Raw genomic sequence first — 25,560 nt, 5'->3', positions numbered from 1 at the left:
GAGGCTGATCGTAGGTGGGACTGTTCAGCAGGGACCCGGACTCCGATGACGACGCCGACGGCGCGAAGGCCAACTTCTTCGAGGAGCGTGGCTTCATCGCGTCGGCGATCGTCATCGGAGCGGTGCTGATCTGCTTGGTGGTCTGGTTCATGGTGGGCGGCCGCTCGGACGAGCCGACGGCCAACCCGAGCCAGGCGCCGAGCACGGTCGTTCCCACCGCACAGCCCACCGACGAGGAGTCGACCGAACCGCCCGTCGAGCCGCCCACCTCGGCGCCGACCGCCACCCGGACGGCCCCGCCGCCGCCGAACAACGGCACCGGCGGCTGCCACAACAAGAGCGCGAGCCAGGCGATCCCGCGGCTCGCCGCACCGGTCGCGGTCTCGTGGCAGTTCGAGGGCAAGATGCTGATCCCGATCCAGGCCGAGTCCGGCCCGGCACGGACCAGCCCGAACGGTGTCCGGTCCTGCTTCGCGCACTCCCCGACCGGCGCGGTGCTCGCCGCGATGGTTGCCCTCGGCCAGTTGCAGAACCCCGAGACCGCGGTCGCGACGCTGCAGACCAGGGTGTACCCCGGCCCCGGCCGGCAGGCGGCGATCGCCGAGCTCGGGAAACCGTCCAGCACGCCGTCGGCGGTCGCGGGTGAGATCCAGTTCGCCGGCTTCAAGGTGCTCGACTACCCGCCCAACGCGACCCGCGCGATCATCCAGGTCGTTGCCGACCTCAACGGCAAGGCGTACGGCGCCCTTCCGGTCACCATGCGCTGGTACAAGGGCGACTGGTACGTCGAACTCCAGCCGGACGGAAGCTTGAACGGCTCGACCGAGCCCGATGTCCTGTCCAGTCTCAGCGGCTACGTGAGGTTCAGTGGTTCGGCATGATCGTTCTCGGCTGTTCTGGCTGGCCCTGGGACTGGGACGACTGCTTCGAGCAGGGTCTCGAGACCGTCCTGCGCTGGGCGATCGGCAACACCTTCGAGTTCATCTTCGAAGCGATCGCCAACATCGTCATCAAGGCGGTCGAGGCGGTCATGAAGGCGATCGGTCTGCTCTGGGTCTACATCCCCACGCCGAACATCGCGGAGAACACCCCGGCGCTGTGGATCCAGGGCCACCTGAACTTCATCATGGTGTTCATCGCGGCGCTGGCGATCATCGTCGGCGCCGTCCAGATGGCGATCTCGCACCGCGGTGAGCCGCTCCGGGACATCATCAGGTCGCTGGTCACCCTGGTCGTGGTGACCGGGTCCGCGGCCGTCTTCGCAGGCACCCTGATCAAGGCCGCCGACCGGTTCTCCAGCTGGATCATCGACTCGGCGCTCGAACGCGACGACCACTCCTACACCCGGAACCTGCTCGACGTGATGAACGAGCCGTTCGGCTGGCTGCTGGTGATCTTCGTCGGGATCCTGATGGTGATCACGGCCATCATCCAACTGGCGCTGATGATCGTCCGCTACGGAATGCTCGTGCTGCTGGTCGGCGTGCTCCCGCTCACGGCCGCGGCGACCAACACCGAGATGGGGATGACGTGGTTCAAGCGCGCCCTCGCCTGGCTGGCCTCGTTCATCATCTACAAACCGGTCGCGGCGATCATCTACGCCACCGCGTTCGGGTTGATGGGCTCCACCGACTCCGGTGCCTCGAAGATCCTCGAGGTCATCATGGGCGTGACCTTGATGATCGTGGCCGTCGTCGCGCTGCCCGCCCTGCTCCGCTTCGTCTCACCGAGGACGTCCTGACATGAGACCGCTGAGTGTGCTCGACTGGGCGATCAACCTGATGAAGGACGTTCTCGGGGCCATCTTCGATCCCATGGTGGAAGGGCTGATCAAGGCCGTGTTCAAACCCATCCTCGACGCCTTCGTCGAAGCGGTCGGCACGCTGATGAGCACGATCGCGACCTTCTGGGTCTACGTCCCCACCATCGCCATCGGCAACGACGAGGGGCAGCCGGCGAACAGCACGGTCGAGTGGATCTGGGGTCATACCGAGTTCATCGCGGTCTTCCTGGCCGGCGTCGCGCTGGTCTTCGGCGCCATCCAGATGGCCTGGACGCAGCGCGGCGAGTCCGCCCGCGACCTGCTCCGCGCGCTGATCACGCTCGCGATCGCGTCGGCGTTCTCGATCGCCATCGCGCAGGCGCTGATCGAGGTCGGCGACATGTTCTCCAGCTGCATCATCAGTACGGCGCTGGACTCGGATTCGACGAGCACCTCGTGGGTCACCGGCTGCCAGGAGATCAACTCGGCCGACTCGGGCGACTTCGGTACGACGATGACGGCTGTCCTCGGCTTCGGTGCCGCCGCCGCCATCGCGGGCTCGCCGCTGCTGATCGGGATCATGATCGCGATCGGCGTGCTGACCGTCCTGGCCAGCCTGATCCAGATCGTGCTGATGGTCGTCCGGAGCGCGATGCTGATCCTGCTGATCGGTGTGCTGCCGATCGCGGCCGCCGCGACCAACACCGAGATGGGCCGGACCTGGTTCAAACGGATCGTGTCCTGGCTGCTCGCGTTCATCCTGTACAAACCCGTGGCGGCGATCATCTACGCGACGGCGATCCGCCTGGTGTCGAACAACGGCGACCTGTCGTTCGACTACATCACCGAGGGCGAAGGCGCCCTGAACGGCGAGAACATCGGCCACCTGGTGATGAACGTCGTCACCGGTCTGACCATGCTGGTGCTCGCGTTGTTCGCGATGCCGGCACTGATGCGGTTCATCGTGCCGATGGTCGGGGCGACGGCGGGCGGTGCCGGTGCGGGCATGCTGGCGGCGAAGATGGCCGGCGTGGACAAGCTCGGTGACCTCGCCAACAAGGGGACCCAGGGCGCCGACAGCGGTGGTGACGGCCCGACCGGTGCGCAGAACGTCGGCCGGGCCTCCCAGCAGGCGCCCAGTAGCGGCGGTGGCGGTGGCGCGTCCGGAGCCGGCGGCGGGGGCGGTGGAGCCTCCGGTGCGGCGACCACGGGCGGCGGAGGAGGAGCTGCTGCCGGCGGAGCGGGCGGTGGCGCGGCAGGCGGTGGTGCTGCGGCCGGTGGCGGCGGTGCGGCGGCCGGCGGTGCGGCGGCCGGAGCGGGTGCGGCCGCGGCCGTGGCTGCCCCGGTCGCGATCGTCGCGGCCGGCGTCGCGGCCACCAAGGCGGCCGGCCAGACCGCCGCGAGTGAAACCATCGGCAACGACGAGATGGACCAGGGCTCCCAGAGCTCACCCGGATCGCAGGGCGGCGACGGCGGTGGACCCAGCGGCAGCGGCGGTGGCGGCGACCTGAGCCGCGAGCGGGACCGGGCCCGGGACTACCGCGACCAGCGCGACCGCCAGAACGACAACAGAGGCAACCAACCACCACCGGACGGACCAAGTGGCAGCGGCTGAGAACGTACGACGCGCACCTCGCACCTACGGCAACTGGCGAAAGCCCGCCTCCGCGGGCATCGCCGGCCTGGGCATGCTCGGTACCGCCTTGATGATGGGCGGCTTGCTGCTGGTCGTCATCGCAACGATGGTGGGCGGCCTGCAGGCCGCCCTCGTGTGCTTGCTGATCGTGGGCGCTGCCCTCGGGCTGCTGATCACGAAGGACAAGCACGGGTATTCCACGCTGCAACGGCTTTCGACCCACATTGGATGGCAACGAGCAAAGATGGCCAAACACAACCTTTACCGCTCCGGCCCGCTCGGCCGGACCGCCTGGGGCAAGTTCCAGCTTCCCGGTCTCGCCGCCGCCTCGCAGCTGAGCGAGTACCAGGACTCGTACGGGCGCCCGTTCGCGCTGCTGTACTACCCGAGCACCCGGCACTTCACCGTCGTGATCAACGCCGAACCCGACGGCGCCTCGCTCGTCGACGAGGAGCAGGTGGACATTTGGGTCGCGCACTGGGGTCAGTGGCTGGCCTCGCTCGGCCACGAGCCGGGCATCGTGGCCGCGTCGGTGACCGTGGAGAGCGCGCCGGACACCGGCATCCGGCTGCGTCGTGAGGTCTCCAACAACATGATGGACGGGACCCCGCCGATCGCCCGCGCGATGCTGACCGAGGTCGTGCAGACGTACCCGGAGGGCTCGGCGCTGGTGTCGGCCCGGGTCGCGCTGACCTTCAAGGGCACCGACCGCAGCGGCAAGCGGCGCAAGGAAGACGACATGGGCCGTGAGCTCGCGGCCCGGCTGCCCGCCCTCACCCAGAGCCTGAACGCGACCGGCGCCGGCGCGGCCCGCCCGGTCAGCGCGCAGGAGCTGTGCGAGGCGGTCCGGATCGCGTACGACCCGGCGTCCGCGGCGCTGATCGACGAGGCCCGCGCGCAGGGCATGCCGCCGGAGCTGGAGTGGACCGACGTCGGCCCGGCCGCGACGCAGGCGTTCTGGGACAAGTACCGCCACGACTCGGCCTGGTCGGTGACCTGGCAGATGTCGCAGGCACCGCGCGGCGAGGTGTTCTCGTCCGTGCTGTCGCAGCTGGTCGCGCCGCACGCCGACATCGACCGCAAGCGCGTCACGCTGCTCTACCGCCCGCTGGACGCCGGTACGGCGGCGCGCATGGTGGAGGCCGACAAGCGCAACGCGTCGTTCCGCGCGACCGCGTCGGCCCGGCCGTCCGCCCGGAACCTGGCCGAGGCCCGCGCCGCCGAGCGGTCGGCGCAGGAGGAGGCGCGCGGTGCCGGTCTGGTCAATTTCGGCATGGTCGTCACCGGCACCGTGATGAGCTCCGAGCAGATCCCGGACATGATCGCCGCGATCGACAACCTCGGCGCCACCGCCCGCGTCCTGCTGCGTCCGGCGTACGGCTCGCAGGACTCGGCGTTCGTTGCCGGCCTGCCGCTCGGCGTGGTCGTCTCGAGCCACCTGGCGGTACCGGCCGGCCTGCGGGAATCCCTATGATTGGCCGGAACACAGTGGCAGCTGGGGAGTCACAGTGAGCAAGAAGCAGAAGAAGCCGGTCGACCCGAGTCGCCGCGGACGGCGGCCGATGCCGCGCGGCTGGCCCGGTCCCGGCGGCGGGTACTCGACGTATCTCCAGGCACCGCAGGAGTGGCGCGGTACGACCGTGCAGGTCTGCGGTATGTGGCCGTTCGCGGCCGGTACCGGCAGCCCGATGGTCGGCGTACCGATCGGCCGGAACATCCTCTCCGGCGCGACCATGTGCTGCGACCCGATCAGCTGGTTCATGCGGGCCAAGCTGATCTCGAACCCGTCGATGTTCGTGCTCGGCAAGCCCGGTCTGGGCAAGTCGACGATCACGCGGCGGATGGCGCTCGGCCTGGCCGGGTACGGCGTCCAGCCGCTGGTGCTCGGCGACCTGAAGCCGGACTACAAGGACCTGATCGAGGCGCTCGGCGGCCAGGTGATCCAGCTCGGCCGCGGTCGCGGGCACCTGAACGTGCTCGACCCGGGCGAGTCCCGCGAGGCGGCGCTCCGGCTCACCGGCAAGGCGCGTGAGGCGATCCAGGCCGACGCGCACGGCCGCCGGCAGACGATGGTCTCCGCGCTGATCGCGATCATGCGCAACCAGAACCCGAACGACCGCGAGGAAACCATCCTCGACGAGGCGCTCAAGGTGCTCGACGAGCGCTTCCAGGGCACGCCGGTGCTGCGCGACCTGCTGCAGGTCATTCAGGACGCCCCGGACCGGGTCCGCAACGTCGCCCTGGACCGCGGCAGCCTGGACCGGTACCGGCAGATCACCGAAGGCCTGGAGGCCTCGCTGATCGGTCTGGTCGGCGGCGGCCGGCTGGGTGAGATCTTCTCCGCGCCGACCGACAACCCGATGCAGATGGACCGCCCGGTGGTGTTCGACGTGTCGAACGTCGACGACTCCGAGACCAGCCTGCAGGCCGCCGTACTGCTGGCCTGCTGGTCGTACGGGTTCGGCGCGGTGGCCGTCTCGCAAGCGCTGGCCGACGCCGGCCTGGAGCCGCGGCGGCACTACTTCGTCATCCTCGACGAGCTGTGGCGGGTGCTGCGGGCCGGCAGCGGCCTGGTCGACCGGGTCGACGCCCTGACCCGTCTGAACCGGCAGCGCGGTGTCGGGATGGCGATGATCTCGCACACCATGTCCGACCTGCTCGCTCTGCCGAACCCGGAGGACCGGATGAAGGCGAAGGGCTTCGTCGAGCGGTCCGGCATGGTCATCTGCGGCGGTCTGCCGCGCGCCGAGATGGACAACCTCACCGAGGTCGTGTCGATGTCGATGGAGGAGCAGAACATGCTCGTCGGCTGGCAGGACCCGCCCGCGTGGGACCCGGCCACCGGCAAGGAGGCCGCCCCGCCCGGCCGCGGCAACTTCCTGATCAAGGTCGGTGGCCGCCCCGGAATCCCCGTGCACGTCGGGCTGACGTCCGTCGAGCGCGAGATCAACGACACCAACAAGCTGTGGACGACCGGTACCGACGGGAAGCCGCAGAAGGTCGAGATCGCGCCGGACGGCACCGAGGAGATCGTCGGCGAGTACAGCCTCGACGACCCGATGCTGCTGCCCCCGCCCGACCCGAACACCCGCGTGGTGGCCCCGACCGGAGTTGACGAGTAATGGCCCAAGGCAGGAAGAGCACCGGACCGGGTCACCTGTCGCCCGAGTCGATCTTCATCTTCGTCACCGTCGGTGTGGTCGCGCTGGTCGTGTTCTCGCTGTGGGGTGCGCTGAAGGTCGCGGCGTCGATCAACGGATCGCGCCCGGTCGGCAACCCGTTCGACGCGATCGTCAAGCTGATGCAGGGCGACCTGGCGTGGTCCGGCGCGGCCACCGGCATCATGGTCGCCGAGATCGTGGTGCTGCTCGGCCTGGTCACCGGCGGCTGGATGTTCTTCCGCAACCGGCAGCGGTCGGTCGGCCGGGTCGACAAGCAGGCGTACCTGATGTCGAAGCGCTCGGAGATCTACAAGCTGACCCGCGAAGGCGCCCAGGAGAAGGCGAACCAGCTCGGCGCGAGCCACGCCGGTCCGGGCATCCTGATCGGCCGGACCGTCCGGGACAACCTGGAGGTGTTCGGCAACTGGGAAGACATGCACGTCGACATCTGGGGTCCCCGGACCGGTAAGACCACGTCGCGGGCGGTGCCGGCGATCCTGGACGCGCCGGGCTGCGTGGTCGCCACCTCGAACAAGCGCGACATCGTCGACGCCACCCGCGGGCCGCGCTCGGAGAAGGGCCCGCTGTGGGTGTTCGACCCGCAGGAGGTCTGCGAGGAGCCGCCGAACTGGTGGTGGAACCCGCTGACCTACATCACCGACGAGACCAAGGCGCGGGAGCTCGCGGAGCACTTCGTGGCCTCGCAGCGTCAGCAGGGCGCTCAGACCGACGCGTTCTTCGACGCCGCCGGTACCGACCTGCTGGCCGGTCTGCTGCTCGCGGCCGCGGTCGCCAAGCGGCCGATCACGCAGGTGTACAGCTGGCTCGCCGACCAGCGCAACGACGAGCCGGAGCGGATCCTCCGCAACACCCCGGGTCTGCAGCTGTCCGCGGACGCGCTGTCCGGTGTCATCAACGCGCCGGACAAGCAGCGCGCGGGTGTCTACGGTACGGCGCAGCAGAGCGCGCAGTTCCTGGTCAACCGCAAGGTCACCCGCTGGGTGGTTCCGACCGGCCCGAACGACAACCGCCCGCAGTTCAACCCGCACGAGTTCGTCCGCAACGGCGGCACGCTGTACAGCCTCTCCAAGGAAGGCGCCGGTACGGCGGGTCCGCTGGTCACCGCGCTGACCGTCGCGGTCGTCGAGGCCGCGGAGCAGTACGCGCGCGGCTGCCCGATGGGCCGGATGCCGAGCCCGTTGGTCGGCGTACTGGACGAGGCCGCGAACGTCTGCCGGTGGAAGAACCTCCCCGACCTGTACTCGCACTTCGGTTCCCGCGGCATCGTGCTGATGACGATCCTGCAGTCGTGGGCGCAGGGCCAGGAGTGCTGGGGCGACCACGGCATGCAGAAGCTCTGGGGCTCGGCCAACATCCGGGTGTACGGCGGTGGCGCCGCCGACGCGAGCTTCCTGGAGAACCTGAGCAAGATGATCGGCGACTACGACATCAGCTCGAACTCGGTGTCGTACAACGAGGGCAAGCGCGGCACCAGCCAGCAGGTCCAGCGGCACAACATCATGGAGGTCTCCGACCTCGCCTCGATGCCGCCCGGCCGCGCGGTCGTGTTCCCGTCCGGTATTCCCGCGACCCTGGTGAAGACCGTGCCGTGGTTCACCCGGCCGGACGCCGCCAAGGTGAAGGCGTCGCTGGCGAAGTACGATCCGGGGGCGGCCGCGAACGTCCCGGTGAGCAACAACCCGTGGGTGGCCTCGCAGCAAGCGCCGGTGGCGCAGCGTGGCCCCGACCGCCCGGTCTGGGAACAGAACGAAGGGGACAACCGCGGTGGATGGTGAACAGGAGCTCTTCTACCCGCATGTCGCGGCGTTCGTCGAAGACCGGCTGATCTACCTGTACACGCGCCGGCTCGGACAGCAGTTCATCTGGTGCCCCGAGTGGTACCGGCATGCCGAGGCGCTCAGTCGGCTGGACTCGATCTGGCGGGCCTGGGAGCACCTGCGGCTGGACCCGGCCACGGGGATGTCGGTGTGGTGGCGTGACCACGCGGACCCGCACATGATGGCGCTGCTGGACCCGGACGGCCCGTTCGCGGCCTGCCGGAACAACACGCACACCGACTACCCGATCCCGCCGCTCCCGGTCCAGGAGCCGCCCGCCGGCCTCTTCTTCGACCAGCGTCAGCCCAACATCCGCGGAATCTAGCCGTGTGGAAGTGGGGAGCCGCTGCCCGCGAGGGTTGAGGATCTGTGTGCAATCTCGACAGGTAGTGCATCCCTGAGACGGTGTACGCGTCGCCGGGTTCAGGCTCAGGTGCACTACCCAGTCGGCCGACACGTCCTGTCGAACTGACACACCCTAGAGGTCCAGGTCGGGTTCGCTGGAGCGGTTCGGCTTGCGAATCTTGCCCTGCTTGGTGCGGACCCGGCTGCGCAGATGGCGGCGAGCCTGAGGTAGCTGTGCCTCGGGCGCTTCCTCGGGTGGCCTGCGGACAGCTTCGCTCGCGCTCGGCTGTGCCTCGCGACGGTGCTCGCGCGCTGAGGCGTCGTACGCGTCGGCGCGACCGTCGTCGGCCTGCGTCTTGCGTTCCTCGATGGTCGCCGCGTTCTGGTAGCGGCGGCCCTCAGCCGTGAGCTCCGCGGCACCGGGCTCGTCACGGTCGACCGCGGCCTCGTCCAGCAGGTGCCGGCCGTGGGCGCGGTCGTCCAGACCTCGCTGTACGTCGTTCGCGGCGTACCCGCGGTACCTGTCCCGGGCGGCCTCGTCGGAGTACGCGAGCTGGAACGCGCGCGCGGCCTCCTCGTCCAGGAGTTCATCGCGGTTGCGCTGCTCCTCGAGCTGCCGCTGGTCCGCGGCCGCACGCTCTTCGAGACGTTCGGCGCGGACTGCGTCGTCCTCCTCGCGGCGCACCGCGAGGTCCTCCTCGTCGCGGCGCTCGGCGTCCTCGGCGGCCAGGTCGTGGAGCGGATGCTTCCCCGCCTCGGCCCGCGCCTGGGCGGCCCGGCGCTCACGCGCGGCCTCGGTGTCGTCGTCGCCCTGTTCCCGCTGATCGGGGACGAGCTCGACGGACTGGTCGTCGTCGGTGTCGGGCATGCCGCTCCTTTCCTCGGCGTCCACGATGCCGCACCGCGGGGTCAGCGGGTGGCGCCGGTGACCAGCCAGCCGTCGCGCCGTTCGCGCGTGATCAGCGTCAGGAATCGCAGCAACATGTACCCGCCGAAGGCCCACCACAACGCGACGATTCCGCCGCCGAACCACAGCACCGCGAGCGCCAGCGGCACGTACAGCACGAGCGCGACGATGCCGGCCAGAGCGAGGTACGGTCCGTCTCCGGCGCCGATCAGGACACCGTCCAGCACGAACACCACACCGTTGATCGGCTGCCACAGTGCGGACACGATCAGGATCGCGGCGAGCGTACGGCGTACCTCGGGGTCGCCGGTGAACCACGGGACGTAGACGTCGCGCAGCCCCCACAACGCCAGACCGCCGATCGCGCCGGAGAACAGACCCCACCACATCATCCGGCGGGTGATCGCGCGGGTGCCCGCCACGTCGCCGGCGCCGAGCGCGCGACCGGTGAGCGCCTGCGCGGCGATCGCGATCGCGTCCAGCGCGAGCGCGAGGAACGACCACAGCGTGAATGCGACCTGATGGGCCGCGACCGACGTCGTACCGAGCGCGGTGGCGACGAACGCGAGCAGGATGATCGCCGCGCGGAGCGTCAGCGTACGGATGACCAGCGGTACGCCCATCTGCGCGGACGCCAGGATCCCGGGGCGGTCCGGCCGGAGTTTGGCGCCGTCCCGGCGGGCACCGCGGACCACCACGACCACCAGCGCCACCCCGGCGCCGGTCTGCGCGAGCGCCGTACCGAGGGCCGAGCCGGCGATGTCGAGCGCGAGGCCGTACACCAGCAGGACGTTCAGGGCAATGTTGGCCAGGTTGGCGGTGATCGCGACGATCATCGGCGTCTTCGTGTCCTGCAGACCGCGCAGGACGCCGGTGGCGGCGAGCAGGAGCAGCATCGACGGGATGCCGAAGCAGGAGATCCGCAGGTACGTCACCGCGTGGCCGGCGACGTCCGGCGACGGATCGAACGCCGCGATCGCCTGCGGCGCAAACACCAGACCGAGGAGCGCGAGCACGACGCCGAGCAGCAATGCCAGCCAGAGGCCGTCGATGCCCTGGGCAAGGGCACCCTTGTGGTCGCCGGCCCCGATCCGGCGCGCGACCGCCGAGGTGGTGCCGTAGGCAAGGAAGACGCAGATGCCGACGAGCGTCTGCAGAATGGTGCCCGCGACTCCGAGTGCGGCGAGTTGTGGAGTACCGAGGTGGCCGACGATCGCGGAGTCCGCGAGCAGCATCAGCGGCTCCGAGACGAGCGCGAAGAACGCCGGAACCGCCAGTCGGAGGATCTCCCGGTCCTGGTTCCCCACCCATCGTCGACGGCCCACCGCAGCGAGGTTACCCAGCTGTGGAGCAGCACGCTTGACCAGCTGCGGAGCGGGCTGTGGAAATTCGTCGCGAACTTTTTCTTCTCCACAGTTGTGAACTGGTGAAACCGCAGGTCAGAGCCTGGTTGTGAGTTCTTGCCCACAGATATCCACAGGGTTGTTCCCAACCTGTGCACAGCCCGTGGCCGGGTTATCCACGCTTCGTCCACAGGGGGTGTGGACGACGGAGTGGCCAGCGGTGACGCGACCGGCGTACGGTCGCGAGGCTGGTGCCGGGAGCAGTGCCGGGCTCGGGTGGGCGGCTGCCGGAAATTGTCGGTGGGCGCTCATAAGGTTCGATCAGGTGTTCGAACCCTGGTCGGCGGCGATCGGGGCGTTGGCGGACGAGGAGGTCGGACGAAGTGAGCGTGGCGGAGTTCCGCGGGGGTCAGGACGGCGGTCACGAGGAGCGTCGGCCGGAGATGGGCTTCGACCGCACCCCACCCCAGGATCTGGCGGCCGAGCAGTGTGTGCTCGGCGCGATGATGCTGAGCAAGGACGCGATCGCCGACGTGATCGAGACCCTGCGCAGCACCGACTTCTACCGCCCGGCCCACGAGCTGGTCTTCGACGCGATCACCGATCTGTACGCCCGCGGCGAGCCGGCCGACGCGATCACGGTCGCGGCCGAGCTCACCCGGCGCGGCGAGATGACGAAGATCGGCGGCGCGCCGTACGTGCACACCCTGGTCGCCTCGGTCCCGCTCGCGGCGAACGCGTCGTACTACGCGCACATCGTCCGGGAGAAGGCGATCCTGCGCCGGCTGGTCGAGGCCGGCACCAAGATCGTCCAGCTGGGGTACTCGGGTGAGGGCGAGGTCGACGATGTCGTCGACGAGGCGCAGGCGGAGATCTACTCGGTCACCGAGAAGCGCACCGCCGAGGACTACGCCCCGCTGAAGGACATCATGGAGGGCACCCTCGACGAGATCGAGGCGATCGACTCCCGTGGTGACGCGATGGTCGGCGTGCCGACCGGGTTCACCGACCTGGACGAGCTGACCAACGGGCTGCACCCCGGACAGATGATCATCGTCGCCGCCCGTCCCGCGATGGGGAAGGCGCTCGCGCTCGACACCCCGCTGCCGACCCCCGCCGGCTGGACGACGATGGGCGAGGTCCGGGTCGGCGACCAGCTGCTGGATGCCGACGGGCTGCCGACCACCGTGGTCGCGGCGACCGAGGTGATGGTGGACCGGCCGTGTTTCCGGCTGTCGTTCTCCGACGGCAGCGCGATCGTCGCCGACGCCGAGCACCAGTGGCGGGTCGAGGACGGCGGCCGCCCGGTGGTCTGCACGACCGCCGACCTGTACACGGCGATGTCGGCGAGTCCCGGGCTGACACCGCCGGTCCCCGGGTCGGCGCCCCGGCAGATCACCGGGCACGGGTTCCCGGCCGCGCTGCACGGCGAGGGCGACCGCCGAATCGAGTGGGTCGAGCCGGTCGACAGCGTCCCGGTGCGCTGCGTCGAGGTCGACAACGCCGACCATCTGTACCTGGCCGGCAAGACGATGATCCCGACCCACAACTCGACCCTCGGCCTGGACTTCGCCCGCTCCGCCTCGATCAAGCACGGCCTGACCTCGTGCATCTTCTCGCTGGAGATGAGCCGCAACGAGATCACCATGCGACTGCTCTCCGCCGAGGCGAAGGTGCCGCTGCACCACATGCGCAACGGCAAGATGACCGACGAGGACTGGGCCCGGCTGGCCCGCAAGATGGGCGAGGTCTCCGAGGCCCCACTGTTCATCGACGACTCGCCGAACCTGACGATGATGGAGATCCGCGCCAAGGCCCGCCGCCTGAAGCAGCGCCACGACCTCAAGCTGATCATCATCGACTACCTGCAGCTGATGACCTCGGGCAAGAAGGTCGAGTCCCGCCAGCTTGAGGTCTCCGAGTTCTCCCGCTCGATCAAACTCCTCGCCAAGGAACTCGAGCTCCCGGTCGTCGCCATCTGCCAGCTCAACCGAGGCTCCGAACAACGCTCCGACAAGCGCCCCATGGCCTCCGACCTGCGCGAATCCGGTTCCCTGGAACAGGATGCCGACGTTGTCATTCTGTTGCACCGCGAGGATGCGTACGAACGCGAGTCGACCCGCCCCGGCGAGGCCGACTTCATTGTGGCCAAGCACCGGAACGGGCCGACGGCGGATGTCGTGGTCGCCTTCCAGGGGCATTACTCGCGGTTCGTGGACATGGCCCACGACGGCTGAGTGGTCAGAGGCGTTGGAAGGCTACGAAGAGGGACAGGGCCAGGAGTACGGCGTTTACTGCGACGTTGCTGTATTCGGCGCGGCGTAGGTGGGTGAGGATGGCGCCGGTCATGACGGCGGCGAGGCCGAACGCGGCGGTGGGGGCGAGCCAGGTGGCGGTGTCGAGCAGGCGAGGCAGGATCAGGCCGATCGCGCCGGCGATTTCTGCCAGGCCGATGACCTTGATCAGTTCGATCGGGAACGGTTCGGCCCAGCCCATTCGGGGATTCGAGGCCAGCGACGCCTTCGTGGCGGGTACTTTCGTCACGCCGGACAGCAGAAACATCGCGGCGAGTACGCCGGAGGCGACCCAGACGGCGGCGTTCACGCGGCGACCGGCTGACTGACGCGGACCTGCTTGAGGGCGGCTGCCCACGACTCGAGTTGGTCGAACATGACCTGCGCCTGCTCGGCATACTGCGGGCCCGGGCGGAAGTCGGAGAAGTTCTCGAAGTCGGTGAAGAGCGAGAACGACAGCTGCTGCCGGGCGCCGGCCAGCTGAAGCTCGGCGGCGATGACACGCAGGTGCTCGATCGCCCGCGCGCCGCCGAGCGAGCCGTACGAGACGAAGGCCGCGGCCTTGTTGTTCCACTCGGTGTACAGGTAGTCGATCGCGTTCTTCAGCACACCGGACGTGGAGTGGTTGTACTCCGGCGTCACGAAGACGAAGCCGTCGTACGCCGCGATCTTCTCGGCCCACGCCTTCGTGTGCGCGTTGGCGTACTGCCCAGCCGCCGGCGGCATTGCCTCGTCGAGGTGGGGCAGCGGGTAGTCGAGCAGATCGATCAGCTCGTACGACGTGCCGGTGCGGCGCTCGGCCTGCGCCAGAACCCAGTCGGCGACGGCCTTGCCGTTCCGCCCGGGCCGGGTGCTGCCGAGGATGACCGCGATCTTCAGGTCGCGCATGGCGACTCCTCCAGAAGTATTGACTTGAATGTTCATGTCATCGACCACAGTAGGCGGTGTGACATGAACATTCAAGTCATTGCCCGGCTGGCTATGCTGCACCCATGGGGAGCGAAGTGCGGACGGAGCCTCGCTGGCTGACGCCGGACGAGCTGGAGACCTGGAAGACGCTGCAGTTGGTGATGTCGCTGCTCACGGGCGAGCTCGGCCGGCAGTTGCAGCGCGATTCCAACCTGAGCTTCCTGGAGTACTACGTCCTCGCCGGCCTGTCCGATCAGCCCGACCATGCGATGCGGCTGAGCCAACTGGCGGTGCTGGCCAACTCGGAGCTGTCGCGGCTGTCCCACCTGATGCGGCGTCTGGAGAAGCGCGGTCTGGTGCGACGCGAGCCCGACCCCGAGGACGGCCGCTTCACCAATGCGATCCTGACCGAGGCGGGCTACGAAGAGCTGGTGAAAGCCGCGCCCGGCCATGTCGAACGGGTCCGTCAGCTGGTTTTCGATCCGCTCAGCGAGACCGACCAGCGCGCCCTCCGCAGAGTGCTGAACAAGCTGCTCTCCGGGACGCTAGGTGAGTGTTAGCGGCCCTTCCAGAGGTCGGCGGAGATGGACTCCTGGGCGAGCAGTCGCAGTGCTGAGATGAGCGTTTCGCCGAGGATGGTGCCGATCACGACCGACTCGGCGAGTTGTTCGCGGGTCGGGTTCTCGGTGACACCCTCGATCTCGAGTCGCGCGACCTGTTCGATCGCGTCCGCGTAGTCGTCGAGGCGGGAGACCGGGCCGTCCTGCCCGAGGGTGCGGAGGGCGGCGAGGGTGTCGATCAGGGTGACCAGTGCCGGCGCATCAGGTTCGACCGTCCAGCCGCGGGCGGCGATCAGCTCCTGCACCTGGGTCGTCGCGGCGGCGCGGGCGTCCTCGGTGGAGTTCAGCCGGCGCGTGGGGGTGAGGGCGCGATGGGCGCGCCCGATCTGGTCGTGCAACGGTTCGGAGTTCGTGTCGAGGGACTCGAGGATCTCCTTCACGGTGGCGACCGGGACGTTGGCCAGCTCGATCAGTGCGCGGATGAGGCGGAGTCGCCGGACGTGCGCATCGCCGTACGACGCCTGATTCGGGCTGCTGAGTTCGCCCGCGGGGAGCAGGCCTTCGCGCAGGTAGTACTTGATCGTCGGCACCGGGACCCCGGTGGCCTTGCTCAGTTCCCCGATTCGCATCGCTTGCCTTTCTCTGATCCTTGATGGATAGTATCAGTATCCATAAACGGATACTCGAACTATCCATAAGGAGGCGAGTCGCGTGATACCGCTCGTACTGATCCTCGGTACTCTCGGCTTTCGGGGCCTGGGTGCGCTCGGCGTCCGCAGGTTCAGCACCTGGCCGGCCGCCGCCGCGCACGCGATGGCGGTGATGCTGCTGTTCACCGCGAGCGCCCACTTCGTCCCGGCGAGCGTGACGATGATGCCGAACCACGCCGACCTGGTCCGGATGGTCCCGCCGTTCTTGCCGTACGCCGGTGCGTTCGTCTATCTGACCGGCGTTCTCGAACTGCTCGGCGCGGCCGGCCTGGTGATGGCCGGCACGCGGAAGCCGGCCGGCTACGCACTGGCTGCGTTGTTCGTCGGCCTGCTGCCCGCGAACATCTACGCCGCGGTGTCCGACGTCCCGTTCGCGGGTGGCGAGGCGACGCCGCTGTGGCAGCGCATCCCTGAGCAGATCCTGTACCTCGCCGTCGCCCTCTGGGTGGCGCGCACCGCCGGCGCGACCGCGCCCGTTCAGATGAAAGACGAGGTTCTCGTATGACCGACGCGTCCCGCATCCTGGCGGGCGTCATCCTGCTGACCGTGGTGACGATCGAGTTCGGCGGCTACTTCATGACCAAGATCGTCCGCGGTCAGGTGCCGATGACCGGCTTCCAGAAGTCGTTCGCGCGGGCCGGTCACGCGCACGCCGGGGTGCTCGTCATCCTGAGTCTGGTCGGCCTGCTGTACGTCGACCAGACCGGGTCGACCGGGTTCTGGCTGTGGGTCGCGCGGCTGGCGCTGCCGGCCGCGGCGATCCTGATGTCCGGCGGATTCTTCGCGGCGTCGGCCGGGAAGAACCGCACCGAACCCAACCACTTCCTCTTCGTCCTGTGGCTCGGCGCGGCCGCACTTGCCGTCGGCGTGCTCACCCTGGGCATCGGCCTGATCATTGGCTAGTGCCCTCCGGGCACTGGCGCGAAGGCCTCGGCGAGCCGCTGGCCGGCATCGCGAACCAGCGCCGCCGTCTCAGGGGACGCCCGATCGACCGTGAACGGCCCGAGCGCGGCGACCGCGGCGACCTGAGTCAGCAACAGCGCGGGGGAGTCCGCGCTGAAGCGCACCGTGCACGACGACGGACCGAGCGGCTCGACGACCCCGCGGACAAGGCCCTCGAAGGTCGAGGTGACCGCATCGGCCGACGCCTCGACCGTGAGCTCGAGCGAGTGCTCGTACTGCGCGGACACGAACGACTCCAACAGGTACGACGGTCCGTCCAGGACCCGCGGGGTGAAGCGGTGCAACGCCGGGCCGGCTGAGCTGATCCGATCGACCCGGAAGATCCGCCAGTCGTCGCGCTCGGGATCGAAGGCGATCAGGTACCAGCGCCCCGCCAGCGTCAGCAATTGATGCGGTTCAACCCGGCGGCGCGTCGTACCGCGCTGCCGGCCATGGTAGTCGAAGGCAACGATCTCGTGGTTGCGGCAGCATCGCGCGAGGACGGCGAGAACACTCGGGTCGACCTGCGGTACGCCGGGGCGCGGGATCGCCTCCGCGGCCGAGCCGACCGCCGCGAGTTGGGGACGCAGACGAGCGGGCAGCACCTGCTCCAGCTTGGCCAGCGCGCTCATCGAACTGTCGGCCAGCCCGCTGACGCCGCCGCCGGGCGCACCGACCAGGCCGACCGCCACCGCGACCGCTTCGTCGTCGTCCAGCAGCAGCGGTGGCAGCCGGGTCCCCGGGCCGAGCCGGTACCCGCCCGTGGTGCCGGTGGTCCCGGTCACCGGGTAGTCGAGGGCGCGGAGCCGTTCGACATCACGGCGGACTGTGCGTTCGGTGACCCCGAGGCGGTCCGCGAGCTCGTGTCCGGACCATTCGCGTCGGCTCTGCAGCAGGGAGAGCAGTCGCAACAGCCGGCCGGGCATGTCCTTCCGTGCACTCACCGACCCATCATCGCTTGCGGACAAGATGTGTCCGCAAGCCCATCTAGCGTGAGCTTCATGATGTTGACGACGACGAGCAAGGGATACAACGAGGCGCGGCTCGGGTTCCAGCGCCGTGCTCAGCACCGGCCCGCCGTGATCTTCGCGGTGACGAGCGCGGCTGAGGTCGAGGAGGCGGTGCGGTACGCGATCGACCAGGACCTGCCGATCGCGGTTCAGGCGTCCGGGCACGGTCTGATCCGGCCGCTCGACGGCGGCGTGCTGATCGCGACGCGAGCGTTCAACGGCGTGACCGTCGACGCCGAGACCAGGACCGCGTGGGTCGAGGCCGGCGCGACCTGGCGAGAGGTCATCGACGCGACAGCGCCGTACGGTCTCGCGCCGCTGTCCGGCAGTGCGCCGGGTGTCGGCGCGATCGCGTACACGCTCGGCGGTGGACTCGGCCTGATGGCGCGGCGGTTCGGGTACGCCGCGGATCACGTCCGGCGGATCGAAGTGGTGACGCCGGACGGGGTACGGCGCAACGCCGAGGAGGACCCGGATCTCTTCTGGGCGCTACGCGGCGGAGGCGGCAACTTCGGCGTGGTCACGCGGATGGAGATCGAGCTCTTCGAGGTGTCGACGCTCTACGGCGGCAGCCTGTACTTCGATCTCGCCGTGCACCCGAGGCTGCCGGAGATCTGGCGCGACTGGACGCGGGACGTGCCGGAGGAGGTGACGTCGGCGATCGCGCTCGTCCCGATGCCGGACATCCCGCAAGTGCCGGCACCGCTGCGTGGCCAACACGTCGGCCAGGTCCAGCTCGCGATCCTCGGCGACCGTGGCGAGGAGCTGGTCAAGCCGCTCCGCGCGATCGGTGAAGCGCTTCAAGACACTGTGGACGATCTGCCCTATCAGGAATCAGGCCGCGTCTTCGCGGAGCCGGAGAATCCCGGCAGCTACACCTCAGGCAACGTCCTGCTGAACGACCTCAAAACCCTGCCCGACCTGGCCAAGGCGCGAAGGCACGTCGTCGCCATCCGTCATCTCGGCGGCGCGCTCGCCCGGCACCCCGAGATCCCGAACGCCGTCGGCCGTCGCGAGGCGGCGTACTCGCTGACCGTCCTCACGCCAGGTGGTGACACCGACCCGAAGGTCCTGGACCCTTGGCGCGAGTCGGCGATCGGCCGCGCGCTCAACTTCACCTTCGCGCAACTCACCGACGCAGAGATCGCCGACGCGTACGACGACTACGAGCGGCTGGTCACACTCAGGCGCCGGTACGACCCGGCTCGCCGCCTGCAGGCGAACCACCGGCTTTAGCCAGCAGCTCCGCGACCAGCGCGCTCTTGCCGTCGACGTACGCCGATCGGTCGCTGGTCAGCAGGTGCGCCAGCTCCCGCTTGTGGGCGGCGTACCGGTCGCGGTCGGCAGGGTGGGCCCGGAGGTGGTCGCGCAACAGCACATGGTCCTGGTGCGCTTTGTTGCCTTCCACCACGACGTACAGGTGGTGGTAGTCCGCCGCATCCGGCGGCAGCGCGAACGCCTCCCGCCCGGGCACGCCCTGATCGCCGGTGTGGCGGTAGCCGGCCGCCTCGAGCCGGGAGATCACCGCCGGAACCATCGAAGGTGCCGGCACCACGATGTCGACGTCGATGATCGCCTTCGCCGCCAAGCCCGGTACGGCGGTGCTGCCGACGTGCTCGACGACATGCGGGATCCCGTCCAGGTGCGGCGCGAGCACGGCGTGGATCTCCGCGAACCAGAGCGGCCAGCGCGGGTCGTAGTCCACGACCTCGGCAGGCGTCTTCACAGGGCGGCAGTCACGTCGATCTCGACGCGCTGGCCGGTGAAGCCGAGCTGGGCGACGCCGAGCAGCGTGCTCGCGGTGGTGAAGGCGGGAGCGAGCGGCGACGCGTTCAGTTGGGCCCACACCGCGCCGAGCTCCTTCTGGTCCGAGCTGGCCACGTAGATCACCGTGCGGACGACGTCCTCGGGGGTGGCGTTGGCGGACTTCAGCGCGGTGAGGATATTCGCGATGACCTGGGCGGTCTGCGCTTCCAGGCCGCCTTCGACGAGCTCGCCGGACGGTGTCAGCGGGCACTGCCCGGCCAGGTAGACGAGCGTGTTCGCGTGCACGGTGGTGACGTGGTGATAGCCGGGAGTGGCATGCAGTTCGGAAGGGTTTGTGCGCTCGATAGTCACGATTGGCAGCCAACGCGAGAGGTCAGCGCCGGGTCAAGAGGTTTACCACATAGCGTTTCTGCCACGGCATCTCCACCGCGTGCGGATCGTAGTGCCGCCGGACGTAGGCGACCGCCTGATCCGACGGCGTCCCGTCCAGTACCGCCAGACACGCGAGCGCCGTACCGGTGCGGCCGCGGCCACCGCCGCAGGCGAACTCGACGCGACCGGTCCCGCTGCGTTCCAGCGCGTCGCGAAAGATCGTCAACGCCTGCTCGCGATCCGAAGGCAGCCGGAAGTCGGGCCACTTGATCCAGCGCGTCTCCCACGGCACGTCCGGCGGTTCCTGGCCGAGCAGGTACACGCCGTACGTCGGGAACGGCTCTGCCGCCGGGCCGCGCCGCAGACTGCGTCCACGGACGAGGCGGCCCGACGGCAGCTCCATCACGCCTGGGGTGTCCTTCTGCCAGTGACCCACAAGGTCAAACTACAAGCCGAACATCCGTTACGGGGTCAGACGACGAGCCGCTCTTCGGTCGAACTGGAGAACAGGTGCAGCTTCTCCGGGTCCGGCGTCAGGTGCACGACCGCGCCCTTGTCGTTGTGCAGCCGGGTACCGATCCGGGCGATGATCTGGTCGCTGGTGTGCTCCGCGGTGCCGTACAGGTAGGCGTCCGAGCCCAGCTCTTCGATCACCGAGACCTTGACCGGAATGCCCTCGTCGGCCAGCCGCAGGCCTTCCGGGCGGATGCCGAGGGTCAGCGTCGTGTCGTCGCCGGCCTTGGCCAGCACGTCGCGGGCGATCGGTACGACGTAGTCGCCGACCTGGGCGCCGCCGTCGGTGATCTCGGCGGTGATCAGGTTCATCGCGGGGGAGCCGATGAAGCCGGCCACGAACTTGTTCCGCGGGCGGTCGTACAGGTTCAGTGGCGTGTCCACCTGCTGCAGGACGCCGTCCTTCAGGACCGCGACCCGGTCGCCCATCGTCATGGCCTCGACCTGGTCGTGGGTGACGTAGACGGTCGTGACACCGAGCCGATGCTGCAGCTCGGCGATCTGGGTGCGGGTCTGCACGCGGAGCTTGGCGTCCAGGTTGGACAGCGGCTCGTCCATCAGGAAGACCTGTGGATTACGGACGATTGCGCGGCCCATTGCGACGCGCTGGCGCTGGCCGCCGGACAGTGCCTTCGGCTTGCGGTCCAGGTACTCCTCGAGGCCGAGCAGTTTCGCGGCCTCACCGACGCGCTTGACCCGCTCGTCCTTCGACAGTCCCTGCATCTTCAGCGCGAAGCCCATGTTGTCGGCGACCGACATGTGCGGATACAGGGCATAGTTCTGGAACACCATCGCGATGTCCCGGTCCTTCGGCGGCGCGTTCGTGACGTCGCGGTCGCCGATGAAGATCGCTCCCTCGTTCACCTCTTCGAGGCCGGCCAGCATCCGCAGCGCGGTCGACTTCCCCGATCCCGACGGGCCGACGAGCACCATGAACTCGCCGTCGGAGATGTCCAGGTCGAGCTTGTCGACGGCGGCGATGTCGGTCCCCGGGTAGACCCGGGTCGCTCCCTTGAACGAGACAGTTGCCATGTCGAGCTTCCTTCCTTCGCCGGCAGGAACGTGCCGGACGATCCGTAGCAAAGGCCCCCAGGTCTTGGGTGTCTGGCTCGGTGACGTGTCACCTGAGTACTGGTGACAACGGCGGGCCGCGGAATTACATTCCCGCCTGATGTAAATGTCACGAAGCGGTCAGAAATGCGGTCCCGCGGGGCGCTCCGCCTCGGCGATCAGGTCGAGCAGGGCGGTCACCGCCCGGCTCGGACGGCGTCCGGCCGCGATGACCACGGACAGCGTCCAGGCCAGGTCGTTGCCCTCGATCGGGAGCTTGGTGACGTCGGCGTGGTCCTGCAGTTCGATGTCCGGGACGATGCCGACGCCGAGGCCGACCCGGACGTACTCGGGGATCGTCGTCAGCTCGGGCACCTCGACCTGGATCCGGCGCGGTCGCCCGATCGCGTCGAAGGCGCGGTCGACCATCTTCCGGTTGCCGAACCCGGGCGGCATGTCCACGAACCGTTCCTCGGCCAACTCCTCCAGCCGTACGGCGGGGCGCTTGGCGAGCGGATGCGCGGCCGGGACGAGCGCGACGAACGGCATCGTCGCGATGTCCCGAACGGTCAGCCCGGTCAGCTCGGGCCGCGGCAGACCGAGCAGCGCGACGTCCAGCCGGCCGTGCCGTACGTCGTCCGCGAGGCCGGTGGATCCGGTGGGTGAGGTGGCGACCTGCACCTCGACCAGCGGGTACCTGCGGTGGAACGCGCCGAGCAACTCGGCCAGATTTACCAGGCTCAGCCGCGCCAGCGTCCCGATGCGGATGCTGCCGCGCAGCCCCGACGAGGCCTCCTCGACCGCGGCCCGCGCCCGGTCCAGCGCTTCGAGCGCGGCCTTCGCCTCGGGCAGCAGCGCCTGCCCCGCCGCGGACAGCCGAACACTCCGCGTCGAGCGGTCGAACAGCGTCGTCTTCAGATCGTTCTCAAGCGCCCGGACGGCGGCCGACACCGTGGACTGCACCGTGAACAGACGTCGCGCCGCGCGGGTGAAGCTCAGCTCCTCGGCGACGGCGACGAAGTACTCCAAGCTGCCGACTGTCCACAGGATTAATTATCGGAGTTGCCGATAAGAGCGTGCAAGAACTTTCGTTGGACTCGATAGATGGCCGGAGTCACGCTGGAGACATGTCAACCATGACCTCCACGCGGCCCGGCGAGCGGATCCGGTTCGCTCATGCGCCGGGGTTCTGGGTGATCGCGGCGGCCTTTCTCACCACGATGGCCTTCTCGACGATCCCGACTCCGCTCTATGCGATCTATCAGCAGCGCGACGGCTTCGCGACGTACGTGATCACGGTGATCTTCGCCAGCTACGCGGTGGGGGTGATGGCCTCGCTGTACCTCGCGGGGCACGTCAGCGACTGGCTCGGTCGGCGGCGGGTCGCGTTGCTCGCGGTCCTCGCCGAGGCGGTGTCCGCGGTGATCTTCCTGGTCTGGCCGGCGGTCCCGGGGCTGCTGCTGGCGCGGTTCATCTGCGGTGTCGGGGTCGGCGTACTGACCGCGACCGCCACCGCGCACCTGTCCGAGCTGCGGCAGGTCGCGCGTCCGGCCGAGGACCCAAGCCGCTCCGCGCTCATCTCGAGCATGGTGAACCTCGGCGGGCTGGCGTTCGGACCGCTGGTCGGCGGGCTGCTCGCGCAGTACGTGTCCGAGCCGCTGCAGCGTCCGTACGAGATCTTCCTGATCTTGCTGCTGATCAGCGCGATCGGCATCGCGCTCGTCCCGGAGACGGTCGAGCGGCTGGAGGTGCGTCCGGCGTACCGGCCGCAGCGGGTGGCGGTGCCGTCCGCGGCGCGGCCGCTGTTCTTCGCGTCGGCGATCGGGGCGTTCGCGGCGTTCGCGATCTTCGGTCTGTTCACGTCGCTGGCGCCGACGTTCCTGGCCGGCGTACTGCAGCACCCGTCGCGGCTGCTCGCCGGTGTGGTGACCTTCGCCGTGTTCATCGCGGGCGCTGCGAGCCAGGCGGTGTTCGTGCGGCTTTCGCGGGCGGCTCAGCTTCGGGCCGGACTGGCTGCGATGTCCGTCGGCCTGGTCGGTGTTGCGGCGGGCGGTCTGCTGCCGGACTTGGCCGTCTTCGTCGTCGGTGGCGTCCTCGCCGGCGCCGGTGTGGGCCTGGTGTTCCGCGGCGCGGTCGCGACGGCGGCGGCGTTGGCCGAGCCGTCGTCACGTGGTGAGGTGCTCGCCGCGCTGTTCCTGATCGCGTACGCCGGACTGGCGATCCCGGTCCTCGCGATCGGCGCCGGCATCACCGTGCTCCCGGCCCAGGTGGCGCTGCTGATCTTCTCCGCGCTGTTCCTCGTCCTGATCAACGTCGCCGTAATTCGGATGCTGGCAGCCCAGCGGCGGTGATCTGATGCGAGGGTGGTGGATCTCGCACGCGACTACGGGCTGACCGTCGCCGAGCTGGTGCCGCACACCGGAGGATTCGCGACCGACGGTTGGGTGGTCGACGGCCGGTGGTTCGTGAAGGTGTGGCAAGCCGGCGAGAAGCCGGAAGGTCTGACACAACTGGGCGAACTGCGGGCGCAAGGGCTACCGGTCGTGGAGCCCCTGCGAACGCTGCAGGACGAGCCGTTCGCGCTGAGCGGGACCCGTGCGTACGCTGTTTTCCCTTATGTCGAAGGGCGGACGGCGGACTGGGGTGACTGGCGCGCAGTGGCCCGTGCTCTCCGCCGCGTGCATGAGGTGTCGCCGGCGCAGGTGACGTTGCCGCCGGCCGATGTCAGCGAGCCGCACATCCGTTCCTAGCCGCGTCAGCCCGGCCTAGCGTGTGAGCCCGGCCAACGGTCAGCTCGGCCTGATGTGTCAGCTCAACAGGACGTGTCCGCTCGCTGCCGCTTGGGCCACGCTCAGCACCAGGGGCCAGCGGCCCCAGAAGTCGGATGCCTCCTGTCGAGCTGACACATCAGGCCGCGGCGCCCGGGCCGGGAAGGAGGTCGATGTCGTCGGCGCGCATCGGTTTGCCGCAGTGGGCGCAGGTGAGGTCGACGTGGCTGATCTCGCCGCAGGCGTGGTGCCGGTACAACACCGGCGGGCCCGCCTCGCCGGCCAGCCACTTGTCGCCCCAGGCGACCATCACCATCAGCACGTCGACCAGTTCGCGGCCTTTGCCGGTGAGGACGTACTCGTAGCGCGGTCGCTGGTCGTACGGGCGCCGCTCGATCACGCCGTGCTCGACGAGATGGTTGAGCCGCTCGGTGAGCACCTTCCGCGAGATCCCGAGATCGGCCTGCAACTGCTCGAACCGGGAGAACCCGACCCAGATGTCGCGCAGGATCAACGGCGACCACGGCTCGCCCATGACGTCCAGCGTGCGAGCGATCGAGCACGCCATCCGACTGAAGTCCGTCCGCTGCATGACCCCACCCTACCTTGCGGGGTTCCCTTAAGGAACTTTGAGTGTTAGCGTTCCCTCAAGGAACTCAAAGGAAGGGTGCGGATGATGAGCAAGGTGATCTGCGGTCTCGCGGTGTCGGTCGACGGCTACATCACCGGGCGCGGCGCCGGCCCGGACCACGGGCTCGGCGACGCGCCGATGCTGTTCGATTGGTACTTCGACGGCGACACCCCGAGCCAGGTCTTCGACGGCTTCAAGCTCAGTGCGCCGAGCGCCCGGGTGTTCGACGCGCTCGCCGGCCGCGTCGGTGCGGTAGTCGCCGGTCACAAGACTTACGACGACTCCGGTCACTTCGGCGGCGGCAGCCCGCATCCGACCGCGCCGCTGGTCGTCCTGAGCCACGAGCCGGTGGCGCAGCTCAGCGAACGCCAGACGCCTGCCCACACCATTGAGGACGCGATCGCCGCCGCCCGCGAACTGGCCGGCGCGAAAGACGTCGGCCTGATGGGCGGCGCCACCGTCACTGCGGCGCTGCGCGCCGGACTCGTCGACGAGCTCGTCCTGCATCAGGTCCCGGTCCTGCTCGGCGGCGGCCGGCCCTTCTTCCAGGAACTCCCCGAACATATCCGGCTGAGCCTGCGCGAGGCAGTGCCCGCGCCCGGCGTCACGCACCTGCACTACGACATCGTCCGCTGAACCCCGAAGGAGCACGAAGATGTTGAATCCCGCCGTACGCGCCGCGGTTGAGAGCACGTCGATCGCCCACCTCGCCACCGTCCTGCCGGACGGCGCGCCGCATTCGGTGCCGCTGTGGGTGAGCACGCTCGACGACAAGATCATCTTCCTCACCGGCCCGGAGTCCCGAAAGGCCCGCAACCTCCGCCGCGATCCGCGCGTCGCCCTGTCCATCGCGCCCGCGGACAATCCCTTCGAGCCGGTCGTCGTCCGCGGCCGTGTCGTGGACTGGATCGACGGCGAGGAGGGCTGGAAGCTCGTCGACCGGATCGCCCAGAAATACATTGGCCAGCCCTACGGCCGCGACCAGGACCGCATCATCGCCGTCGTCGAACCCGAGCGTCAGACGGTCGGCATCGGCTGACCC

Annotated in this window: 28 protein-coding genes; 16 read left to right on the top strand and 12 right to left on the bottom strand. The window is 69.1% G+C overall.

Annotated features, from left to right (window positions below; translation table 11 throughout):
- Positions 1-14: 14 nt before the first annotated feature.
- The 7 genes from AB0B82_RS10125 to AB0B82_RS10095 are packed head-to-tail and all read left to right on the top strand — an operon-like array spanning position 15 to position 8,722.
- Entirely contained in the window at positions 15-881 is an 867-nt protein-coding gene (locus tag AB0B82_RS10125) for a hypothetical protein (protein ID WP_360164717.1), read from the top strand.
- Positions 878-1,741 (top strand): hypothetical protein, encoded by an 864-nt coding sequence (locus tag AB0B82_RS10120; RefSeq protein WP_360164715.1) that lies wholly within the window; start codon positions 878-880, stop codon positions 1,739-1,741. Before AB0B82_RS10125 ends, AB0B82_RS10120 begins: the two co-directional genes overlap by 4 nt.
- Before the next feature lies 1 nt (position 1,742).
- A complete protein-coding gene (locus AB0B82_RS10115) occupies positions 1,743-3,377 on the top strand; it encodes a hypothetical protein (RefSeq protein ID WP_360164713.1) in 1,635 nt (544 codons plus the stop codon).
- Positions 3,364-4,872, top strand: a complete 1,509-nt coding sequence (locus AB0B82_RS10110) for an SCO6880 family protein (protein WP_360164711.1) — start codon at positions 3,364-3,366, stop codon at positions 4,870-4,872. Before AB0B82_RS10115 ends, AB0B82_RS10110 begins: the two co-directional genes overlap by 14 nt.
- A 34-nt stretch (positions 4,873-4,906) precedes the next feature.
- Positions 4,907-6,520, top strand: coding sequence for an ATP/GTP-binding protein (locus tag AB0B82_RS10105; RefSeq protein ID WP_360164709.1), 1,614 nt, complete (start codon positions 4,907-4,909; stop codon positions 6,518-6,520).
- Positions 6,520-8,355, top strand: a complete 1,836-nt coding sequence (locus AB0B82_RS10100) for a TraM recognition domain-containing protein (RefSeq protein ID WP_360164707.1) — start codon at positions 6,520-6,522, stop codon at positions 8,353-8,355. The genes AB0B82_RS10105 and AB0B82_RS10100 overlap by 1 nt, the downstream gene beginning before the upstream one ends.
- Positions 8,345-8,722, top strand: a complete 378-nt coding sequence (locus tag AB0B82_RS10095) for a DUF4913 domain-containing protein (RefSeq protein WP_360164705.1) — start codon at positions 8,345-8,347, stop codon at positions 8,720-8,722. The genes AB0B82_RS10100 and AB0B82_RS10095 overlap by 11 nt, the downstream gene beginning before the upstream one ends.
- Before the next feature lie 153 nt (positions 8,723-8,875).
- Here AB0B82_RS10095 and AB0B82_RS10090 read toward each other — a convergent pair whose 3' ends face one another.
- Positions 8,876-9,610 (bottom strand): hypothetical protein, encoded by a 735-nt coding sequence (locus tag AB0B82_RS10090; RefSeq protein WP_360164703.1) that lies wholly within the window; start codon positions 9,608-9,610, stop codon positions 8,876-8,878.
- Between the two features lie 41 nt (positions 9,611-9,651).
- On the bottom strand, positions 9,652-10,974 hold the full coding sequence (locus AB0B82_RS10085) for an MATE family efflux transporter (protein ID WP_360164701.1): 1,323 nt from the start codon (positions 10,972-10,974) through the stop codon (positions 9,652-9,654).
- A 461-nt stretch (positions 10,975-11,435) separates the two neighbouring features.
- On the opposite strand from AB0B82_RS10085, the gene dnaB reads away from it, so the two are divergent.
- Complete coding sequence (gene dnaB / locus AB0B82_RS10080) at positions 11,436-13,229, top strand: replicative DNA helicase (protein ID WP_360164818.1); 1,794 nt, start codon at positions 11,436-11,438, stop codon at positions 13,227-13,229.
- Positions 13,230-13,233: 4 nt separating this feature from the next.
- On the opposite strand, the gene AB0B82_RS10075 is transcribed toward dnaB, so the two are convergent.
- Positions 13,234-13,596 carry a DoxX family protein gene (locus AB0B82_RS10075; RefSeq protein ID WP_360164699.1) on the bottom strand — a complete coding sequence of 121 codons (363 nt, stop codon included), beginning with the start codon at positions 13,594-13,596 and terminating at the stop codon, positions 13,234-13,236.
- Positions 13,593-14,174 (bottom strand): NAD(P)H-dependent oxidoreductase, encoded by a 582-nt coding sequence (locus AB0B82_RS10070; protein ID WP_360164697.1) that lies wholly within the window; start codon positions 14,172-14,174, stop codon positions 13,593-13,595. Before AB0B82_RS10070 ends, AB0B82_RS10075 begins: the two co-directional genes overlap by 4 nt.
- A gap of 104 nt (positions 14,175-14,278) precedes the next feature.
- On the opposite strand from AB0B82_RS10070, the gene AB0B82_RS10065 reads away from it, so the two are divergent.
- Positions 14,279-14,755 carry a MarR family transcriptional regulator gene (locus AB0B82_RS10065; RefSeq protein ID WP_360164695.1) on the top strand — a complete coding sequence of 159 codons (477 nt, stop codon included), beginning with the start codon at positions 14,279-14,281 and terminating at the stop codon, positions 14,753-14,755.
- On the opposite strand, the gene AB0B82_RS10060 is transcribed toward AB0B82_RS10065, so the two are convergent.
- Positions 14,752-15,384, bottom strand: a complete 633-nt coding sequence (locus AB0B82_RS10060; RefSeq protein WP_360164693.1) for a MerR family transcriptional regulator — start codon at positions 15,382-15,384, stop codon at positions 14,752-14,754. The two genes, AB0B82_RS10065 and AB0B82_RS10060, sit on opposite strands and share 4 nt — an antisense overlap.
- Before the next feature lie 82 nt (positions 15,385-15,466).
- On the opposite strand from AB0B82_RS10060, the gene AB0B82_RS10055 reads away from it, so the two are divergent.
- Complete coding sequence (locus tag AB0B82_RS10055) at positions 15,467-15,970, top strand: hypothetical protein (RefSeq protein WP_360164691.1); 504 nt, start codon at positions 15,467-15,469, stop codon at positions 15,968-15,970.
- Entirely contained in the window at positions 15,967-16,368 is a 402-nt protein-coding gene (locus AB0B82_RS10050; RefSeq protein WP_360164689.1) for a hypothetical protein, read from the top strand. Before AB0B82_RS10055 ends, AB0B82_RS10050 begins: the two co-directional genes overlap by 4 nt.
- On the opposite strand, the gene AB0B82_RS10045 is transcribed toward AB0B82_RS10050, so the two are convergent.
- Positions 16,365-17,351, bottom strand: coding sequence for a WYL domain-containing protein (locus tag AB0B82_RS10045; RefSeq protein ID WP_360164687.1), 987 nt, complete (start codon positions 17,349-17,351; stop codon positions 16,365-16,367). The genes AB0B82_RS10050 and AB0B82_RS10045 overlap by 4 nt on opposite strands.
- 57 nt (positions 17,352-17,408) lie before the next feature.
- On the opposite strand from AB0B82_RS10045, the gene AB0B82_RS10040 reads away from it, so the two are divergent.
- Positions 17,409-18,653, top strand: a complete 1,245-nt coding sequence (locus AB0B82_RS10040; RefSeq protein ID WP_360164685.1) for an FAD-binding oxidoreductase — start codon at positions 17,409-17,411, stop codon at positions 18,651-18,653.
- On the opposite strand, the gene AB0B82_RS10035 is transcribed toward AB0B82_RS10040, so the two are convergent.
- The 5 genes from AB0B82_RS10035 to AB0B82_RS10015 all read right to left on the bottom strand — a co-directional run bounded on the left by AB0B82_RS10035 (position 18,601) and on the right by AB0B82_RS10015 (position 22,148).
- The gene (locus tag AB0B82_RS10035) at positions 18,601-19,143 is read right to left on the bottom strand and encodes a GrpB family protein (RefSeq protein WP_360164683.1); all 543 of its coding nucleotides are present in this window, start codon (positions 19,141-19,143) and stop codon (positions 18,601-18,603) included. The two genes, AB0B82_RS10040 and AB0B82_RS10035, sit on opposite strands and share 53 nt — an antisense overlap.
- Positions 19,140-19,535 (bottom strand): RidA family protein, encoded by a 396-nt coding sequence (locus AB0B82_RS10030; RefSeq protein ID WP_360164682.1) that lies wholly within the window; start codon positions 19,533-19,535, stop codon positions 19,140-19,142. Before AB0B82_RS10030 ends, AB0B82_RS10035 begins: the two co-directional genes overlap by 4 nt.
- 22 nt (positions 19,536-19,557) lie before the next feature.
- Entirely contained in the window at positions 19,558-19,992 is a 435-nt protein-coding gene (locus AB0B82_RS10025) for a protein-tyrosine phosphatase family protein (protein ID WP_360164680.1), read from the bottom strand.
- Positions 19,993-20,027: 35 nt separating this feature from the next.
- Positions 20,028-21,101 (bottom strand): sn-glycerol-3-phosphate ABC transporter ATP-binding protein UgpC, encoded by a 1,074-nt coding sequence (ugpC, locus tag AB0B82_RS10020; protein WP_360164678.1) that lies wholly within the window; start codon positions 21,099-21,101, stop codon positions 20,028-20,030.
- Between the two features lie 159 nt (positions 21,102-21,260).
- On the bottom strand, positions 21,261-22,148 hold the full coding sequence (locus AB0B82_RS10015; RefSeq protein ID WP_360164676.1) for a LysR family transcriptional regulator: 888 nt from the start codon (positions 22,146-22,148) through the stop codon (positions 21,261-21,263).
- A 98-nt stretch (positions 22,149-22,246) separates the two neighbouring features.
- On the opposite strand from AB0B82_RS10015, the gene AB0B82_RS10010 reads away from it, so the two are divergent.
- Both AB0B82_RS10010 and AB0B82_RS10005 read left to right on the top strand, forming a co-directional pair.
- Positions 22,247-23,470 (top strand): MFS transporter, encoded by a 1,224-nt coding sequence (locus AB0B82_RS10010; RefSeq protein ID WP_360164674.1) that lies wholly within the window; start codon positions 22,247-22,249, stop codon positions 23,468-23,470.
- A gap of 12 nt (positions 23,471-23,482) precedes the next feature.
- On the top strand, positions 23,483-23,869 hold the full coding sequence (locus AB0B82_RS10005) for a phosphotransferase (RefSeq protein WP_360164672.1): 387 nt from the start codon (positions 23,483-23,485) through the stop codon (positions 23,867-23,869).
- Between the two features lie 157 nt (positions 23,870-24,026).
- Here the strand turns inward: AB0B82_RS10005 and AB0B82_RS10000 are convergent, their stop codons facing one another.
- Entirely contained in the window at positions 24,027-24,479 is a 453-nt protein-coding gene (locus AB0B82_RS10000) for a helix-turn-helix domain-containing protein (RefSeq protein ID WP_360164670.1), read from the bottom strand.
- 84 nt (positions 24,480-24,563) lie between these two features.
- Between AB0B82_RS10000 and AB0B82_RS09995 the strand changes: the two genes are divergently transcribed.
- Positions 24,564-25,154 (top strand): dihydrofolate reductase family protein, encoded by a 591-nt coding sequence (locus tag AB0B82_RS09995; RefSeq protein ID WP_360164668.1) that lies wholly within the window; start codon positions 24,564-24,566, stop codon positions 25,152-25,154.
- A gap of 19 nt (positions 25,155-25,173) precedes the next feature.
- Complete coding sequence (locus tag AB0B82_RS09990; protein ID WP_360164667.1) at positions 25,174-25,557, top strand: TIGR03618 family F420-dependent PPOX class oxidoreductase; 384 nt, start codon at positions 25,174-25,176, stop codon at positions 25,555-25,557.
- Positions 25,558-25,560: the final 3 nt, after the last annotated feature.

Origin of the sequence: Kribbella sp. NPDC048915 (assembly GCF_040649595.1) — a bacterium.
Lineage (GTDB): Bacteria > Actinomycetota > Actinomycetes > Propionibacteriales > Kribbellaceae > Kribbella.
The sequence above is the reverse complement of the archived record's forward strand: the minus strand, read 5'-3'. Positions and strand labels throughout refer to the sequence as shown.

Excerpts from the sequence above, each read along its gene's own strand:
- AB0B82_RS10000 (WP_360164670.1), bottom strand. The coding sequence starts at position 24,479 with ATGCAGCGGACGGACTTCAGTCGGATGGCGTGCTCGATCGCTCGCACG.
- AB0B82_RS09995 (WP_360164668.1), top strand. The coding sequence starts at position 24,564 with ATGAGCAAGGTGATCTGCGGTCTCGCGGTGTCGGTCGACGGCTACATC.
- AB0B82_RS10070 (WP_360164697.1), bottom strand. The coding sequence starts at position 14,174 with ATGCGCGACCTGAAGATCGCGGTCATCCTCGGCAGCACCCGGCCCGGG.
- AB0B82_RS09990 (WP_360164667.1), top strand. The coding sequence starts at position 25,174 with ATGTTGAATCCCGCCGTACGCGCCGCGGTTGAGAGCACGTCGATCGCC.
- AB0B82_RS10120 (WP_360164715.1), top strand. The coding sequence starts at position 878 with ATGATCGTTCTCGGCTGTTCTGGCTGGCCCTGGGACTGGGACGACTGC.
- AB0B82_RS10115 (WP_360164713.1), top strand. The coding sequence starts at position 1,743 with ATGAGACCGCTGAGTGTGCTCGACTGGGCGATCAACCTGATGAAGGAC.
- AB0B82_RS10065 (WP_360164695.1), top strand. The coding sequence starts at position 14,279 with ATGGGGAGCGAAGTGCGGACGGAGCCTCGCTGGCTGACGCCGGACGAG.
- AB0B82_RS10040 (WP_360164685.1), top strand. The coding sequence starts at position 17,409 with ATGATGTTGACGACGACGAGCAAGGGATACAACGAGGCGCGGCTCGGG.
- AB0B82_RS10050 (WP_360164689.1), top strand. The coding sequence starts at position 15,967 with ATGACCGACGCGTCCCGCATCCTGGCGGGCGTCATCCTGCTGACCGTG.
- dnaB (WP_360164818.1), top strand. The coding sequence starts at position 11,436 with ATGGGCTTCGACCGCACCCCACCCCAGGATCTGGCGGCCGAGCAGTGT.
- AB0B82_RS10010 (WP_360164674.1), top strand. The coding sequence starts at position 22,247 with ATGTCAACCATGACCTCCACGCGGCCCGGCGAGCGGATCCGGTTCGCT.
- AB0B82_RS10090 (WP_360164703.1), bottom strand. The coding sequence starts at position 9,610 with ATGCCCGACACCGACGACGACCAGTCCGTCGAGCTCGTCCCCGATCAG.
- ugpC (WP_360164678.1), bottom strand. The coding sequence starts at position 21,101 with ATGGCAACTGTCTCGTTCAAGGGAGCGACCCGGGTCTACCCGGGGACC.
- AB0B82_RS10100 (WP_360164707.1), top strand. The coding sequence starts at position 6,520 with ATGGCCCAAGGCAGGAAGAGCACCGGACCGGGTCACCTGTCGCCCGAG.
- AB0B82_RS10060 (WP_360164693.1), bottom strand. The coding sequence starts at position 15,384 with ATGCGAATCGGGGAACTGAGCAAGGCCACCGGGGTCCCGGTGCCGACG.